This is a genomic window from Kistimonas asteriae (assembly GCF_018263925.1).
Lineage (GTDB): Bacteria > Pseudomonadota > Gammaproteobacteria > Pseudomonadales > Endozoicomonadaceae > Kistimonas > Kistimonas asteriae.
This window is the reverse complement of the sequence record NZ_JAEVHF010000007.1, coordinates 115,761-130,612: the sequence shown is the minus strand read 5'-3', so window position 1 is coordinate 130,612 and position 14,852 is coordinate 115,761. Positions and strand designations below refer to the sequence as shown.

General features: G+C 52.7%; 13 protein-coding genes. 7 read left to right on the top strand and 6 right to left on the bottom strand.

Annotation, left to right across the window (positions count from 1 at the left end):
• The first annotated feature begins 107 nt into the window (after positions 1-107).
• The 4 genes from rbfA to pnp all read left to right on the top strand — a co-directional run bounded on the left by rbfA (position 108) and on the right by pnp (position 4,535).
• Positions 108-518 carry a 30S ribosome-binding factor RbfA gene (gene rbfA / locus KHS78_RS09990; protein ID WP_211827896.1) on the top strand — a complete coding sequence of 137 codons (411 nt, stop codon included), beginning with the start codon at positions 108-110 and terminating at the stop codon, positions 516-518.
• Positions 505-1,443, top strand: coding sequence for a tRNA pseudouridine(55) synthase TruB (gene truB / locus KHS78_RS09985; RefSeq protein ID WP_211827890.1), 939 nt, complete (start codon positions 505-507; stop codon positions 1,441-1,443). The genes rbfA and truB overlap by 14 nt, the downstream gene beginning before the upstream one ends.
• Positions 1,444-1,723: 280 nt before the next feature.
• Entirely contained in the window at positions 1,724-1,993 is a 270-nt protein-coding gene (rpsO, locus tag KHS78_RS09980) for a 30S ribosomal protein S15 (protein WP_211827888.1), read from the top strand.
• A 436-nt stretch (positions 1,994-2,429) separates the two neighbouring features.
• The gene (gene pnp / locus KHS78_RS09975; protein ID WP_211827886.1) at positions 2,430-4,535 is read left to right on the top strand and encodes a polyribonucleotide nucleotidyltransferase; all 2,106 of its coding nucleotides are present in this window, start codon (positions 2,430-2,432) and stop codon (positions 4,533-4,535) included.
• Positions 4,536-4,623: 88 nt separating this feature from the next.
• Here pnp and rpoD read toward each other — a convergent pair whose 3' ends face one another.
• The 4 genes from rpoD to rpsU all read right to left on the bottom strand — a co-directional run bounded on the left by rpoD (position 4,624) and on the right by rpsU (position 9,531).
• Positions 4,624-6,447: an RNA polymerase sigma factor RpoD gene (gene rpoD, locus KHS78_RS09970; protein ID WP_211827884.1), complete on the bottom strand. Its 1,824-nt coding sequence runs from the start codon at positions 6,445-6,447 to the stop codon at positions 4,624-4,626.
• Positions 6,448-6,717: 270 nt separating this feature from the next.
• Positions 6,718-8,559, bottom strand: a complete 1,842-nt coding sequence (dnaG, locus tag KHS78_RS09965) for a DNA primase (RefSeq protein WP_211827882.1) — start codon at positions 8,557-8,559, stop codon at positions 6,718-6,720.
• Between the two features lie 175 nt (positions 8,560-8,734).
• A complete protein-coding gene (locus tag KHS78_RS09960; RefSeq protein ID WP_211827880.1) occupies positions 8,735-9,190 on the bottom strand; it encodes a GatB/YqeY domain-containing protein in 456 nt (151 codons plus the stop codon).
• A 125-nt stretch (positions 9,191-9,315) separates the two neighbouring features.
• A complete protein-coding gene (rpsU, locus tag KHS78_RS09955; protein WP_211827878.1) occupies positions 9,316-9,531 on the bottom strand; it encodes a 30S ribosomal protein S21 in 216 nt (71 codons plus the stop codon).
• 349 nt (positions 9,532-9,880) lie between these two features.
• On the opposite strand from rpsU, the gene tsaD reads away from it, so the two are divergent.
• Genes tsaD through KHS78_RS09940 form a run of 3 tightly spaced genes read left to right on the top strand, consistent with a single transcriptional unit; the run spans position 9,881 to position 11,862 of the window.
• Complete coding sequence (gene tsaD, locus KHS78_RS09950; protein ID WP_211827876.1) at positions 9,881-10,921, top strand: tRNA (adenosine(37)-N6)-threonylcarbamoyltransferase complex transferase subunit TsaD; 1,041 nt, start codon at positions 9,881-9,883, stop codon at positions 10,919-10,921.
• A gap of 3 nt (positions 10,922-10,924) precedes the next feature.
• A complete protein-coding gene (locus KHS78_RS09945; RefSeq protein WP_211827874.1) occupies positions 10,925-11,314 on the top strand; it encodes a dihydroneopterin aldolase in 390 nt (129 codons plus the stop codon).
• On the top strand, positions 11,311-11,862 hold the full coding sequence (locus tag KHS78_RS09940; RefSeq protein WP_211827872.1) for a 2-amino-4-hydroxy-6-hydroxymethyldihydropteridine diphosphokinase: 552 nt from the start codon (positions 11,311-11,313) through the stop codon (positions 11,860-11,862). The genes KHS78_RS09945 and KHS78_RS09940 overlap by 4 nt, the downstream gene beginning before the upstream one ends.
• On the opposite strand, the gene KHS78_RS09935 is transcribed toward KHS78_RS09940, so the two are convergent.
• Both KHS78_RS09935 and pilB read right to left on the bottom strand, forming a co-directional pair.
• A complete protein-coding gene (locus KHS78_RS09935) occupies positions 11,833-12,966 on the bottom strand; it encodes a tRNA nucleotidyltransferase/poly(A) polymerase-related protein (RefSeq protein ID WP_211827871.1) in 1,134 nt (377 codons plus the stop codon). The two genes, KHS78_RS09940 and KHS78_RS09935, sit on opposite strands and share 30 nt — an antisense overlap.
• Before the next feature lie 97 nt (positions 12,967-13,063).
• Entirely contained in the window at positions 13,064-14,764 is a 1,701-nt protein-coding gene (pilB, locus tag KHS78_RS09930) for a type IV-A pilus assembly ATPase PilB (protein WP_211827869.1), read from the bottom strand.
• Positions 14,765-14,852: the final 88 nt, after the last annotated feature.

Sequence of the window (14,852 nt, the reverse complement as noted above, 5' to 3'; positions counted from 1 at the left end):
TTGCAGGCAGGCTGCTGTTGTTTTGGATGACAGTGATCTGTGATTTGGCAGGCTGATTGTCAGGGAGCGTCCGGATTGCCTGCAGATTGTTTGTATATAGTAGACTTATGCCAAGAGAATTCAGTCGTACCCAGCGTATTGCGGACCAGATGCAGCGAGAGCTTGCGGGTATTCTGCAACTGGAAATGAAAGATCCCCGTCTGGGAATGGTGACAGTCAGTTCGGTGACCGTTAGTAAGGATCTCGCGTTTGCTGACGTCTATGTCACGTTTCTTGGGCTGGATGGTCAAAAGGCTACGGATGAGGCTGTGGATGTGCTGAAGCAGGCGGCCGGTTTCCTGCGTAGCACGCTGGCCAAGCGTATGCAGATTCGTTTCGTGCCCACCCTGCGTTTTCATTATGATGAAACCATCGAACGTGGCAGTTACATTTCCTCGTTGATTGACAGTGCGGTCGCCCGTGATGGTGAACGGCAAGTCGATGTAAGTGATGAGGAGGCTACGGATGGCAAAGCGTAGGAAGTTCAGAGGGCGCGATGTCAATGGTATTGTCATTATCGATAAGCCAACCGGCGCCTCTTCCAACGATGTCTTGCAGCGTGTGAAGCGTCTGTATGGTGCGGCGAAGGCCGGTCATACGGGAAGTCTCGACCCTCTGGCTACGGGCGTTTTGCCTGTTTGTCTGGGTGAGGCGACCAAGCTATCTCAATACCTACTGGATTCCGATAAAAGTTATCGGACTGTCGCTAAACTGGGTATTCGTACGGCAACAGGCGACTCTGAGGGTGAGGTGATCCAGGAGCGTCCGGTTGCGGTCACTGAGCGTGATGTTGAGGCGGTGCTGGAAAAATTTCGTGGGCCTGGTGAGCAGATTCCCTCCATGTATTCTGCGATCAAGCACAATGGCCAGCCGCTGTACAAGCTTGCGCGCGAAGGTATTGAAGTAGAGCGTAAAGCTCGTCCCATCAATATCTACCGGTTAGCAATGACTGCTTTCCGTGGCGATGAAATTGAGCTTGAGGTGGACTGCAGCAAAGGTACCTATATCCGCACGCTGGTTGAGGATATTGGTGAAATACTGGGTTGTGGGGCGCATATTATTGACCTGCGACGCTTGAAGGCGGGCCCTTACTGTGAAGAAGGTTCCTTCACGTTGGAAGCGCTGGAACAAGTGCGCGATGGTGGTGGTCACAAGGCGCTTGATGATCTTCTTATGTCCCAGGACAGTGCGGTAAGTCAGATGCCGGCTGTGGCACTGGGTGAGGCCAGCAGTTTTTACCTTTTGCAGGGGCAGTCTATCCAGGTGCCTCGGGCACCCACGTCAGGGTTTGTCCGCATCTATCGTTCGATGACAGATGCGCCGGATGTATTCCTCGGTATTGGTGAAATTACCGATGAGGGGCTGGTTGCGCCTCGCCGTTTGATCAAGCAGAAAGATGAGTGATTGACTGCGCGGGCATTAGGCTGGCGCTGTTGTCTTTACAAAGTCATGCAGCAATTGCGTAACCATCTGATACAATTGCAGGGTGATAAAATGGCCGTATGGCGATAGAATACGGCCTTTCGTTTTCTCAGTGCAGGGGTCTTGATGGCTTATGCCACCGATATGTCTGTATGAGAAACTCTATGGAATAACACGTTTTTAGTGATTCCCGAAGGGTGGCTGTAAATATGCACGGTCATACCCCGGTTTGTTAAATTGCATATTCATCAGGAGTTTTATCATGGCCCTGTCTGCTGAAAAGAAAGCTGAAATCGTTAAGGAATTTGGTCACGCTGAAGGCGATACCGGTTCTCCTGAAGTGCAGGTTGCGCTGTTGACTGCCAACATTGAAGGTCTGCAATCTCACTTCAAGAGCCACATCCACGATCACCACTCTCGTCGTGGTCTGATTCGTATGGTTAATCAGCGTCGTAACCTGCTGAGCTACCTGAAGAGTAAGGATGTTGAGCGTTACCGTTCCCTGATCGAGCGTCTGGGTCTGCGTCGCTAATTGTTCCTTACGCGACGACTGAGTTGCTTTCTCTGCTACCTGTCTGACAGGTAGCTGGCACCGCTATCAGCAGCCGAATGGTGAGCTCTTAGCGGTGTTTTTGTATGGGGCGCCGATAGATTTGCGTACTGAAGTCTGTTGAGGTGTCGGTGCCTGTTCTGTTTGTTGGTTACAGTGGTTTCCGATAACAAACAGAAGTCGTATGCTTGACGTAGTGACTATGGGCAGTGTTTGCAATAACGCGCTGTTACCGTGGTCTTTGTCAGCTAAAGAGGTGAGCCTTTGGCCATTCTCTTGTTGAGGTAGATTGACCCAAGACTGATCGAACGAATCGGGTGCAATCCTGAGTGCTGTGATGCAGCTTTCCGGATTGCATCCTGTATACCGACAGTTCGATGGGTTAATCGGTATCTTGTATTGGAAAAAGGAAATGACCGTGAATCCGGTTAAAAAACAGTTTAAGTTAGGTGATATCGACATCACCCTGGAGACAGGACGCATTGCTCGCCAGGCTTCTGGTGCGGTGCTGGTTACCATGGGTGACCTGTCTGTGCTGACAACGGTTGTTGGCGCCAAGGAAGCCAAGGAAGGGCAGGACTTTTTCCCGCTGAGCGTCCACTATCAGGAAAAAACCTATGCTGCGGGTCGTATTCCCGGCGGCTTTTTGAAGCGTGAAGGGCGTCCCAGTGAGAAAGAAACCCTGACATCCCGCCTGATCGACCGTCCTATCCGTCCACTGTTCCCCAAGGGGTTCATGAACGAAGTGCAGGTCATCTGTACCGTTCTGTCTACGGATAAAAAGAATGATCCTGATATGGCGGCAATGATCGGTACGTCAGCTGCGCTGGCGATTTCCGGTATTCCGTTTAGTGGTCCGATCGGCGCTGCCCGTATCGGCTTTACGGAAGAAGAAGGCTACATCCTGAATCCAAGCTTCGAGCAACTGAAAGAGTCTGAGCTGGACATGGTTGTTGCTGGTACTGCTGACGCTGTCCTGATGGTTGAATCAGAAGCGCAGGAGCTGACCGAAGATGAAATGCTGGGTGCGGTTCTGTTTGCGCATCAGGAGTATCAGACGGTTATTCAGGCGATCAGGGAGCTGGCTGCTGAGGTCGGCAAACCTGTCTGGGATTGGCAGCCTGCCGCTGAAGATGCAGTACTGATTGAGCGTGTCAAGGGTGCATACCTGGGACGTATCGCTGAAGTTTACCAGGTTGCTGAGAAGCAGAAGCGAAATGACGCGCTGGCTGCCCTGCGGGCTGAGGCGCTTGCTGAGCTGGCCGGTGGTGAAGATGCTCAGGCCGATGCGAAGAGCGTCAGCAAGGTATTCGCCAGCCTGGAAAAGAACCTGGTGCGAGAGAATGTTCTGGATGGTCGGCCGCGTATTGATGGCCGGGATACCAAGACCGTTCGTCCGCTGCACATTGAAGTTGGTGTTCTGCCCAAGACTCACGGTTCGGCACTGTTTACCCGTGGCGAGACTCAGGCGATCGTGACCACAACCATGGGCACCTCCCGTGATGCGCAGCTGGTTGATTATCTGGAAGGCGAGCGTCGTGAGCCTTTCATGCTGCACTATAACTTCCCGCCGTTCTCTGTGGGTGAGTGTGGTCGTATGGGTGGCGTTGGTCGCCGTGAGGTCGGTCATGGTCGTCTGGCGCGTCGTGGTCTTCAGGCCGTGTTGCCGAATGATCAGGAATTCCCCTACACCATCCGTGTTGTATCTGAAATCACAGAATCCAATGGTTCCAGCTCTATGGCTTCAGTCTGTGGTTCCAGTCTGGCGCTGATGGATGCCGGTGTACCGCTGAAGGCGCCGGTAGCGGGTATTGCCATGGGTCTCATCAAGGAAGGAGAGCGCTTTGCGGTGCTGACCGATATCCTGGGTGATGAAGATCATCTGGGTGATATGGACTTCAAAGTGGCGGGTACCGCTAAAGGTGTCACTGCGCTGCAGATGGATATCAAGATCGACGGTATTACCGAAGAGATCATGGATATCGCCCTGGAGCAGGCCCTGCAGGCTCGTTTGAGCATCCTCAGCCAGATGAATCAGGTGATCAGTGAGTCCCGTCCTGAGTTGTCTGAAAATGCGCCGTCAACTATGACGCTCAAGATCGATACTGACAAGATTCGTGATGTTATCGGTAAGGGCGGTTCTACAATCCGTTCCATTTGTGAGGACACCGGTGCTTCTGTTGATATCGACGATGCAGGTGTGGTCAAGATCTATGCGGATACCCGTGAAGCCTGTCAGGCTGCTTATGACCGTGTTTACGGCGTAACAGCTGAAGCGGAAATCGGTAAGATCTATCAGGGTTCTGTGACCCGTATTGTTGAGTTTGGTGCGTTTGTCACTATCCTTCCAGGTCAGGATGGTCTGGTGCATATCTCTCAGATTGCAGAAGAACGTGTCAACGATGTAAATGACTACCTCAAGGTGGGTCAGCAGATCGACGTTATCGTTATGGATGTTGATGCGCGTGGTCGTATCAAGCTGAGCATGAAGGAAGTGGCTCGCGCGAAAGAGCAGCAATCCTGAGTATGCTGAAATAAAAAAGGAGCCGAAAGGCTCCTTTTTTATTGCCTGATAAAAGTAGCGAAGCTGCTTTTATCAAATGCCGTTGTTGCTATTCGTCGAGGAAGCTGCGCAGGTGATCTGAACGCGTCGGATGACGCAGTTTGCGCAGGGCCTTGGCTTCAATCTGACGGATCCGTTCGCGGGTAACGTCAAACTGCTTGCCAACCTCCTCCAGCGTATGGTCGGTATTCATATCGATACCGAAGCGCATGCGCAGTACCTTTGCTTCTCGGGCGGTTAGTCCTGACAAAACATCGCGAGTCGCATTCTTGAGGCCTTCACCCGTCGCAGAGTCAATCGGTGAGTCCATATTGCCATCTTCGATAAAGTCGCCCAGGTGGGAGTCTTCATCGTCACCGATCGGCGTTTCCATGGATATCGGTTCCTTGGCGATCTTCATGACCTTGCGGATCTTGTCCTCAGGCATTTCCATGCGCTCTGCCAGTTCTTCCGGCGTGGGCTCACGGCCCATTTCCTGCAGCATCTGGCGCGAAATCCGGTTAAGCTTGTTGATCGTTTCGATCATGTGCACAGGAATCCGGATGGTTCTTGCCTGGTCTGCAATGGAGCGGGTGATGGCCTGACGAATCCACCAGGTGGCATAAGTGGAGAACTTGTAGCCGCGGCGGTATTCAAACTTATCGACCGCTTTCATCAGGCCGATATTGCCTTCCTGGATGAGGTCAAGGAATTGCAGGCCGCGGTTGGTATATTTCTTGGCAATGGAGATAACCAGTCGCAGGTTGGCTTCAACCATCTCTTTCTTGGCGCGGCGAGCTCTCGCCTCACCAATGGACATTTGTCGATTGATGTCCTTGATCTGGGTAAGTGAAAGGCCAAATTCATCGCCGGTGGCTTTGAGTTTTCGCTGGGCACGCAGAATTTCTACACGGTATTGTTCCAGTGCTGCGCCGTACGCGTGGCCTTCGGCAATGATAGCGTCCAGCCAGTCCAGGTTGGTTTCATTGCCTGGGAATTTCTCAATAAAGGTCTTGCGCGGCATTTTAGCTTTGCGAATGCAAAGCTGCATGACCGTGCGCTCATTGAACTTGATCTGGTCAAGCGCGTTACGAACCCGGAATACCAGTAGGTCAAAGACGCGAGGAATCAGTTTGATCGGAATGAAAGCGGTTGCCATCGCGGCAAGAGCGGCCTTGGCCTCCTTGCTGTCGCGACCATAGGTTTCAATCGCGTTCAGCGAATTTTCCAGGCGGCTGCGAAGTTCTGTGAAGCGCTCGCGAGCTTCTTCCGGATCGGGGCCGGATACTTGCTCGTCTTCATCCTCATCGTCTTCTTCATCGATCGCGTCAGTGTCGACGATAGCGGGTGTTGGGGCATTGTTTGCAATTTCAGCATCAGGATCAATATAGCCGCTGAAGAGGTCGCTGAGACGCCCCTCTTCTTCAACGATGCGATCATATTCATTCAGTATGGTTGCAACGGAGCCCGGGAAGTTAGACAGCGCTGTCATGACTTCGCGCAGGCCTTCTTCGATTCGCTTGGCGATCTTGATCTCGCCTTCCCGGGTCAGCAGCTCAACAGTCCCCATCTCGCGCATATACATACGGACGGGATCGGTGGTGCGGCCGGCTTCCTGCTCGACAGCCGCCAGGGCCGCGGCGGCTTCTTCGGCGGCAGCCTCATCGGCGTCAGCGCTGCTATCATTCATCATCAGGGTATCAGCATCCGGAGCGGTCTCGAAAACCTGGATACCCATGTCATTGATCATGCGGATGATGTCTTCGACCTGATCCGGATCAGAGATATCCTCAGGCAAATGATCATTGACTTCCGCGTATGTCAGGTAGCCTTGCTCCTTGCCGCGGGCGATGAGCTCTTTTAATCGGGATTGTTGTTGAGAATTTGCGGACATATCAACCCTATAACAGCGATGTGTGTGGTGCCGGCGCTTGACAGTAAGCGGTCAATTATAGCGTATGTGTGAAGTTGCCTGCCATAAGCATTGGCCTGTGCAGGTATTCGTGATCAACGTCCATTTTTTGCATGTCGAGCCTCCACTCCACGGGCCGATGGCTGAATAAGGTTGCCAGAAGGCTATTGTTGCACGTTTGGCTGTCATGCTAAAGCGTCGGCACAAAGATTAGTCAATATCTGTCGTTAATGGGGATTGTTTAACAGAAGTTCAAGTATTTTGCGTTTTTTTTTGTCGCGCTTTTTCAGCGGCCAAACGTAACTGTTCCAGCGGGTTAAGGGTTTGTGTATCCAGTCGCTTCATGACATCCGCTTCCAGTCGTGCAATGGTCAGGCAAAACTCTTCTTTTTGCAGTGCGAGATTGCTAATGGGGATGTCGTTCTTGAGCAGCTCTGTCATGCGGGCACCCAGCTGTGTGCCATACCAGCTGCCGAGGAGTTTGTAGGTGGTTTGCTGTGGATTGTTTTGCAGGGATTCCACAAGGCTCACAAACTGCTGCATATCTACGCTGTCGTCCTTGCGTAGCGTTTCAATATTGATCTCGGTCGCAAGCGAGGGGGTGTTCAGCAGATGGCGCAAGGCGCGATCCTGCAGACGAAGGCTGATTTTCGGGGTGCTGATTTCTTCCTGTTTTTTTTGCCAGGGTTTGTCTTTGCTGAATGGTTTTTTGTTGTTGAATGTCTGATGGGTTTGTTGCCAGGTGTCTCTTGGATCGTCCTGGTAGGTAGGTTCGTAGTCGGTAGCAGGTTCGTATTGTTGTGAATGTGTCGGTGTATCGCTGGATAATTTCAGGCCTATGGTTTTTTCAGCTTTTTTATCGAGCAGGTGCTTATAGTTGCCCTCGGGCAGTTGCTGAAAATAAGGTTCTGCCATTTTTGCCAGACGCGCACATCCATCCAGTGTTGTGATGTCGACTTCATTGGCCAGTTGCTTGAAGAAATAGTCGTCCAGCGTCAACGCTTCATTGTGAATCCGTTTCAGGAAAGCCTCTTTACCTTCCTGTCTGACCATTGAATCTGGATCTTCACCTTGTGGCAGGAACATGAAGCGTACCTGTCTACCGTCGTGCATTTCGGGCAGGGTGTTTTCCAGTGCTCGCCAGGCCGCTTTTCGACCGGCTTGGTCACCATCAAAACAGAAAACAACCTGACTGGTCAGTTTGAACAGTTTTTCAAGATGCTCTCGTGTCGTGGCGGTGCCCAGTGTGGCGACACTGTTGCTAATACCCTGCTGTGCCAGAGCGACAACGTCCATATAACCTTCGACGACGACGATTTGTTTCAACTCTCGGTTGGCTTGCCGTGCTTCGTAAAGCCCATAGAGTTCTTGGCCCTTATGAAAAACGGTTGATTCAGGTGAGTTAAGGTATTTCGGTTTGTCATCGCCCAGTACCCGGCCACCAAAGCCGATGACGCGTCCGCGCTGATCGCGAATCGGGAACATGATGCGGTGGCGAAAGCGGTCATACAGACTTTTCTTTTCTTCATGCTCAACCAGCATGCCGGTTTCGGTGAGAAGTTTCTCCCGCTCTGGGGTGGTACCCAGGGTTTTGAGCAGGTTGTCCCAGCCGGGAGGCGCAAACCCGATATTGAACTGGCGAGCTGTTTTGCCATCCAGTCCGCGGTTTCGCAGGTAGTTGATTGCCTGTTCGGATGCGCTGTGTGATTTCAGCTGCTCCTGGTAATAATCCGCGGCTTTGGTCAGGAGTTCATAGGCTGGATTGGGGCTTGTGTAGTGCTGTTTATCGCCATTCTCTCGCGGCACTTCAAGGCCCAGGCGGCTGGCTATTTGCTCAACTGCAACGGGAAAGTCCAAATGCTCCAGGTCCATGATGAAACCCAGGGCGTTACCGCTCGCGCCGCAGCCAAAGCAGTAATAAAACTGTTTTTCCTGGCTGACAGTAAAGGAGGGTGTTTTTTCCTTGTGGAATGGGCAGCAGGCCTGGTGGTTGCGTCCGGCTTTTTTGAGAGGAACGCGTTCGTTGACCACGTCAACGATGTCGGTACGAGCTAGCAGGTCATCAATGAAGTGTTGGGGTATCAGGCCAGCCATGGTCCAGCATTATCGCTATGAAGGGTTGAGGTGCGTGTTGTTCGATTGCTCGAATCAGAGTATCACAGGTTGGTTCGGTCGTGGTTGGAAATCTTTTGAAGGTTTCATTGGCGAAAGCGTTCACACTTTCGCCATTTCCAGCGGAGGCAGGTTTGCGTTGCCGAGCTTGTGTCGGTTAGTTGGACAGTCGCGCCTTGATCAGCTTGCTGACGACGCCCATGTCGGCGGCACCCTGTACCTTGGGCTTTACAATGCCCATTAAACGACCCATATCCTGCATGGAAGCTGCGCCCGTTTCGGAAACGGCAGCTTCAATGATCGCGTTGATTTCATCATCGCTGAGCTGTTTGGGGAGGAAATCCTGCAGAACGGTGATTTCTGCATTTTCCTTATCGGCCAGATCCTGACGGCCGGCGTCAGAAAACTGGCTGGCGGCATCCCGCCGTTGTTTGACCATCTTGTCCAGCAGTGCCAGACCGCGACTGTCATCCACTTCAATACGCTCATCCACTTCCACGCGTTTGAATTCCGCCAGCGCCATTCGGATAACACCGAGACGGTCTTTATCCTTGGCGCGCATGGCGTCTTTCATTGCGTCAGTCAGACGGCTCTTCAAAGTGCTGTCAGTCATGGATCTCTCCGGCCTTGAATGAAATAAAGTACTGTGCCCACTATATGGGGACGGCCTTACCCTTATTCAAGGCGCCGGGTCAAACGACGAAATGCCGCAGCCGGTCGTATCAGTCGATCAACTGATTAGTACAGACGCTCGCGACGGCGATTTTCGCGCTGTACTTTTTTCAGATGCCGCTTGACTGCTGCAGCTGCCTTGCGCTTGCGAACTGTGGTCGGCTTCTCGTAGTGCTCACGACGACGCACTTCAGACAGAACACCGGCTTTTTCACAGGACCGCTTGAAACGACGCAGGGCAACGTCAAAAGGTTCATTCTCTTTAACTTTGACAGCAGGCATGCAGGCCTCACCTTCCTTAAAATATCAAGTAATGGGATGCCGTTTCCGGCAGTTTATTTCCACATAGGTACAGAGCCATAGTAGCCGTACATAATGAAAGCGGCGAATTGTAATGAGTGATTGCTATAGCGGTCAAGCATAGTATTTGTCAAGAGGAACGCCAGATGACGTACTAGCTGGCCGTGCTGTACCGAATGCGCATACTCTCTAGACCGGCGGAATCGGGAATAGTTTCCGTATTGGTACTGACAATCAAGATCAGTACGGCAGCCTTGCGGGTAATGACGCTTGCCCTGACTCAGGCTTCCTTTATCATTCCCTGCCAGACTTGACCAGGAATACGATGCACATGAAAGTCCTCGGGATTGAATCCTCCTGTGACGAAACCGGTATTGCCATTTACGACAGTGAAGCGGGCCTGTTGGGCGATGCCCTCTACAGTCAGGTGGATATGCACACCGAATACGGTGGTGTCGTGCCTGAGCTGGCCTCCCGTGATCATATCCGGCGGGTATTGCCGTTGATTCGTGATGTCATGGCACAGGCGCAGGTCAGTCGTGATGATATTGATGCCATTGCTTATACCCGGGGGCCGGGCCTGATCGGCGCGTTGATGGTGGGTTCGGCCATTGCCAAGTCCATTGCCTTTACCTGGGATGTGCCGGTGATGGGTGTGCATCATATGGAAGGCCATCTGTTGGCGCCAATGCTGGAGGAGACGCCGCCGGAATTCCCGTTTGTGGCGCTGCTCGTATCCGGTGGTCACACGCAGCTGGTCTCTGTGGAAGGGATTGGGCAGTACAAACTGCTGGGTGAGTCAGTCGATGATGCGGCCGGTGAGGCGTTTGATAAAACAGCCATGATGCTTGGGCTGGATTATCCTGGTGGCCCAAGGGTCGCAGCGCTGGCAGAGCAGGGTGTTTCGGGTCGATTCCGCTTTCCCCGTCCCATGACGGATCGTCCGGGCCTGGATTTCAGTTTCAGTGGTCTGAAAACCTTTACCCTGAATACGGTACAAAAGCACACCGAGGATGGCCAGATTGATGAGCAAACCCGCGCCGATATCGCTCGAGCCTTTGAAGAGGCGGTTGTCGATACTCTGACGATTAAATGTCGTCGAGCACTGCGCGAAAGCGGGATGAAACGCCTGGTTATTGCCGGTGGTGTCAGTGCCAACCGACGTCTGCGTGAGAAACTGGGCGAAATGGCAGCGGGTGAAAACGCCACGTTATACTATGCGCGTCCAGCCTTCTGTACCGACAATGGCGCCATGATTGCCTATGCCGGTTGTCAGCGCTTGCTGGCCGGCGAGCGGGATGCACCGGGTATTCGCCCCATGCCAAGATGGCCACTTGAAACCCTCACACCTGTGACTGATGGGAGCCGATAAGTCGTGGATAAGGTCCGGATTGAAAACCTGTATGTAGAAACCATCATCGGTTTTTACCATTGGGAGCATGAAGAGCCCCAGCCCCTGCAGATTGATCTTGAACTGGGCGCCGATTTTTCTGACGCCTTTGTCTCCGATGATCTGCCTGATGCCCTGGATTACGCTACGCTGAGCCGACGGGTTAAGCAGTACTGCCAGGCGAGTCGTTTTCATTTGCTGGAAGCCTTGTGTGGCGGCATCCTGAAACTGATTTTTACGGAGTTTGCGGTACAGTCCGTAAAATTGGTGATTCGCAAGCCCCACGCCCTGCGGGATGCTATTCCTTCTGTTGAATGTTTCCGAACCAGAGAGCAAATGGGTATTCACTGGTCACCCCAAAAGGATGCTCAGTGACACAATATGCATTACTGGGATTAGGCAGTAACGTCGACCCTGAACGGCACATCGCTGCGATGGTGTCGGCACTATCCGATCAGTTTGGTTCCCTCTGGATCAGCTCGGTGAGCCGCACTCGACCTGTGGGGGTTGAGAATGCGGATGATTTTCTGAATGTGGTTGTTGGCATTCAAGCACCGATGGAAGGACGGGGGTTGAAAGCCTGGACCAAGCAGCAGGAAAAAGCCCTGGGTCGTGATCATGCCAACCCGATGGAGCATCGGCGGGCCTGCATTGCGGATATGGATATTCTTGCGTTATGGGATAGTGGGGATCATCTGGCAGAGGCATCAGAATTTATTGAAGAGCCTTTTTTCCTGCCATTGGCTGATGAAGTCCTGGCGTTGATGAAAGAGGGTGACGCAGAAAAGGCAAGAGCCCTTTTTGCGTCACAGCTGGTGCCTCGAGTCAGCTTATCGTTGCAGGATGGGCGACATTTTGGATTATCGCCTGTGTGGATGTCCGCGATAGTGTCGTCAGGATGCCAGTGCAGCAGCAATGGCTGACAGGCGTTCCTGACGAATCGCAGCGGCTAATGCCTGTCCTTTATGTCCCTGCTTGACCAGAGCCTGTATATCGACGGTTTTACAGGCAAGCGCCGCAGTTTCCAGCCAGTCTCTTTGCTGATGACTGGCGCTGACGGTGTCAGCCAGCAATTCGCAGATAGACAGGAAGTGCTGAAAGCGCGCTTCTCGTCTGAAAACATCCGTTTTTTCCAGCAGGGTTAGCAGTGCCTCAGGGGTGGCATCTTTCATGGCCAGCCACGTGGGGAGGTGCTTGCCGACCAGTATGGCCATCTCGCGATAATCAACCGGGACCTTCAAATTGGCACAGAAGGCTTTCAGTCGGTCTGGCGCATTAATGGCAGGAGCCTGATCCTCCCATGGGAGAGCGGCACAGACAAAACGGAAAATCGTATCAGTCTGTTCTTCGGCAGCACGTGCCAGTGCGGTACGTGGGATAGCTGATGCATCGCTGAAACCTGGCAACAGCATGGGCATCAATGCTGGCAGGGCGCCACAGGCGTTCAGTACGTCAAAGAAAATGACTGGTGCAGGTTCTGCCAGTGCTCGCACGGTTTCCTGCCAAACCCTTTCTGCTACCAGATAGTTCACTTCTCCAGAACTCACCATGCTCACCATCAGCGCCATGGTTTCATCTGCAATCTGAAAGCCAAAGCGGGCGGCAAAACGCGCCGTTCTGAGGATGCGCAGGGGATCTTCACGGAAAGCGGGTGAGACATGGCGCAGGATGCGATTCTGCAGGTCTGCATGGCCCTGGTAAGGGTCGATCAGTTCGCCGTTGTCGGATTCAGCCATGGCGTTGATGGTGAGATCCCGTCGAAGCAGGTCTTCTTCCAGTGTGACATCCGGCGACGTATGAAATGTAAAGCCGGCATAGCCATGGCCGGATTTTCGCTCTGTCCTGGCCAGGGCGTACTCTTCACCGGTTTTTGGGTGGATAAAGACGGGAAAATCCTTGCCTACGGGGCGAAAGCCCTGTGCTTTCATGGCTGACGGTGTACTGCCGACAACAACCCAGTCTCGATCCTTGACGGGAAGCCCTAACAATCTGTCGCGTACAGCACCGCCAACAAGATAGATTTTCATGGATAACAAACAGTACCGGAAAATAAAAGAGGGGTATTGTAAGGGCCGGGGCGCCTGTGTGGACAGAGGGACCGGCCAGAATCGTTTTCAGGACGACTTAATCCTGTGTTACCCGGTTCACCTCTTCGAGGGTTGTGACACCCTGCAGTACTTTGACCAGACCTGACTGGCGGAGGCTGTTAAAACCTTCCAGATTTGCCTGCTCGTTAATCTGCAGTGAATTACCCTCTTCCATGATGATGGCCTGCATACCGGGTGTGATGAACACAACTTCATAAATCCCCACCCGTCCCTTATAGCCCTTGTTGCACTTATCACAGCCCGAGGGTTTGTGGTTGTAGAGTACGGCGCCATCCAGTTGTTCTTCGGTGAAACCTTCCTGGAGCAGAGTGGCTTTGGGGATATCGGCTTTTTGTTTGCAGGAGCATAAGCGCCGTGCAAGACGCTGCGCGATGATCAGGTTGACAGAAGTGGCAATATTGAAAGCGGGAACCCCCATATTTTGCAGGCGGGTCAGGGTTTCAGCGGCACTGTTGGTGTGTAGTGTTGACAGGACCATGTGACCGGTTTGGGCAGCCTTGATGGCTATGTTGGCCGTTTCAAGGTCCCGGATCTCCCCGACCATGATGATATCGGGATCCTGGCGGAGGAAGGCTCGCAGCGCCTGGGCGAAGTCCATTCCCTGTTTCGGATTGACGTTGACCTGGTTGATCCCTTCCAGGTTGATTTCAACCGGGTCCTCAGCAGTGGAGATATTTCTTTCCACGGTATTGAGAATATTAAGACCGGTATAGAGCGATACGGTCTTACCGGAGCCAGTAGGGCCTGTTACCAGAATCATGCCTTGTGGTTTATGCAGGGCTGTCATGTACATGTCTTTCTGTTCGGGTTCATAACCCAGCATGTCGATCCCCATCTGGGCGCTGGAGGGATCGAGTATCCGCAGTACGATCTTTTCACCCCACAGGGTGGGCAGGGTGTTCACCCGGAAGTCGATCGCCTTGGTTTTCGACAGTTTGAGTTTTATCCGACCATCCTGGGGTTTACGCCGCTCCGAGATGTCCATGGATGACATGATCTTCAGACGGGACGAGATTTTGGGGGATAGCCCAATCGGTGGCCTGGCTATTTCCTGCAGAACACCGTCAATCCGGAATCGCACCCGGTAGGCTTTCTCATAAGGCTCGAAGTGTAAGTCTGAAGCGCCTTTCTTGATTGCGGTCAGTAGCATTTTGTTGACGAAGCGAACGACTGGCGCTTCATCGGCACCATCGCCACTGGTAATTTCTTCCTCTTTGGGGGCGCCGTCTTCTGTCTCAAGATCGTCAAGGTCATCGTCAAGGTCGTCCAGCGCACTGTCTGGGCCGTCCAGGATCTTTTCGATACCTAGTGCCAGTTGATCCTGGGGGATCAGGATGGCTTCGACATTCAGGCCGGTATTGAACCGAAATTCTTCAACAGCTTTTTCATTGGTCGGGTCTGATACCGCGATGAACAGACGTGTTCCGCGCTTGAAGAGAGGTAAGGCATTGTGCTGGCGTAACAGCTTTTCGGGGATAAGTTCCCGTGGCGCCTGGTTAAAATCGAGGGCGTCAATGTTAAACAGGGGCATGCCGAACATCTCGGCATTGATCAGTGCCAGAGTATTGGAATTGACCAGTTTTTCCTGGACAAGGTAGGTGATCAGCGGAAGCTTATCCTTGCGTGCTGCTTCGACAGCGTTGATCGCTGTTTCTTCATCCAGAAGGTTGTCAGTAACAAGGCGACGGGCAAGGCCTGTCAGTTGTGTATCTGCCATATGCTGGGGAACTCTTGCATGTTTATTGTCTGACGGCAGTATTCTTGTTCGCTGTCCGTATATCCCTTAACTATAAAGGTAAGGTGGC

What these genes read in the sequence shown, in the direction of transcription:
- rbfA (WP_211827896.1), top strand. Translation starts at nt 108, where the DNA reads ATGCCAAGAGAATTCAGTCGTACCCAGCGTATTGCGGACCAGATGCAG.
- truB (WP_211827890.1), top strand. Translation starts at nt 505, where the DNA reads ATGGCAAAGCGTAGGAAGTTCAGAGGGCGCGATGTCAATGGTATTGTC.
- KHS78_RS09960 (WP_211827880.1), bottom strand. Translation starts at nt 9,190, where the DNA reads ATGACTGACAGCACTTTGAAGAGCCGTCTGACTGACGCAATGAAAGAC.
- rpsO (WP_211827888.1), top strand. Translation starts at nt 1,724, where the DNA reads ATGGCCCTGTCTGCTGAAAAGAAAGCTGAAATCGTTAAGGAATTTGGT.
- rpoD (WP_211827884.1), bottom strand. Translation starts at nt 6,447, where the DNA reads ATGTCCGCAAATTCTCAACAACAATCCCGATTAAAAGAGCTCATCGCC.
- KHS78_RS09935 (WP_211827871.1), bottom strand. Translation starts at nt 12,966, where the DNA reads ATGAAAATCTATCTTGTTGGCGGTGCTGTACGCGACAGATTGTTAGGG.
- dnaG (WP_211827882.1), bottom strand. Translation starts at nt 8,559, where the DNA reads ATGGCTGGCCTGATACCCCAACACTTCATTGATGACCTGCTAGCTCGT.
- rpsU (WP_211827878.1), bottom strand. Translation starts at nt 9,531, where the DNA reads ATGCCTGCTGTCAAAGTTAAAGAGAATGAACCTTTTGACGTTGCCCTG.
- pilB (WP_211827869.1), bottom strand. Translation starts at nt 14,764, where the DNA reads ATGGCAGATACACAACTGACAGGCCTTGCCCGTCGCCTTGTTACTGAC.
- tsaD (WP_211827876.1), top strand. Translation starts at nt 9,881, where the DNA reads ATGAAAGTCCTCGGGATTGAATCCTCCTGTGACGAAACCGGTATTGCC.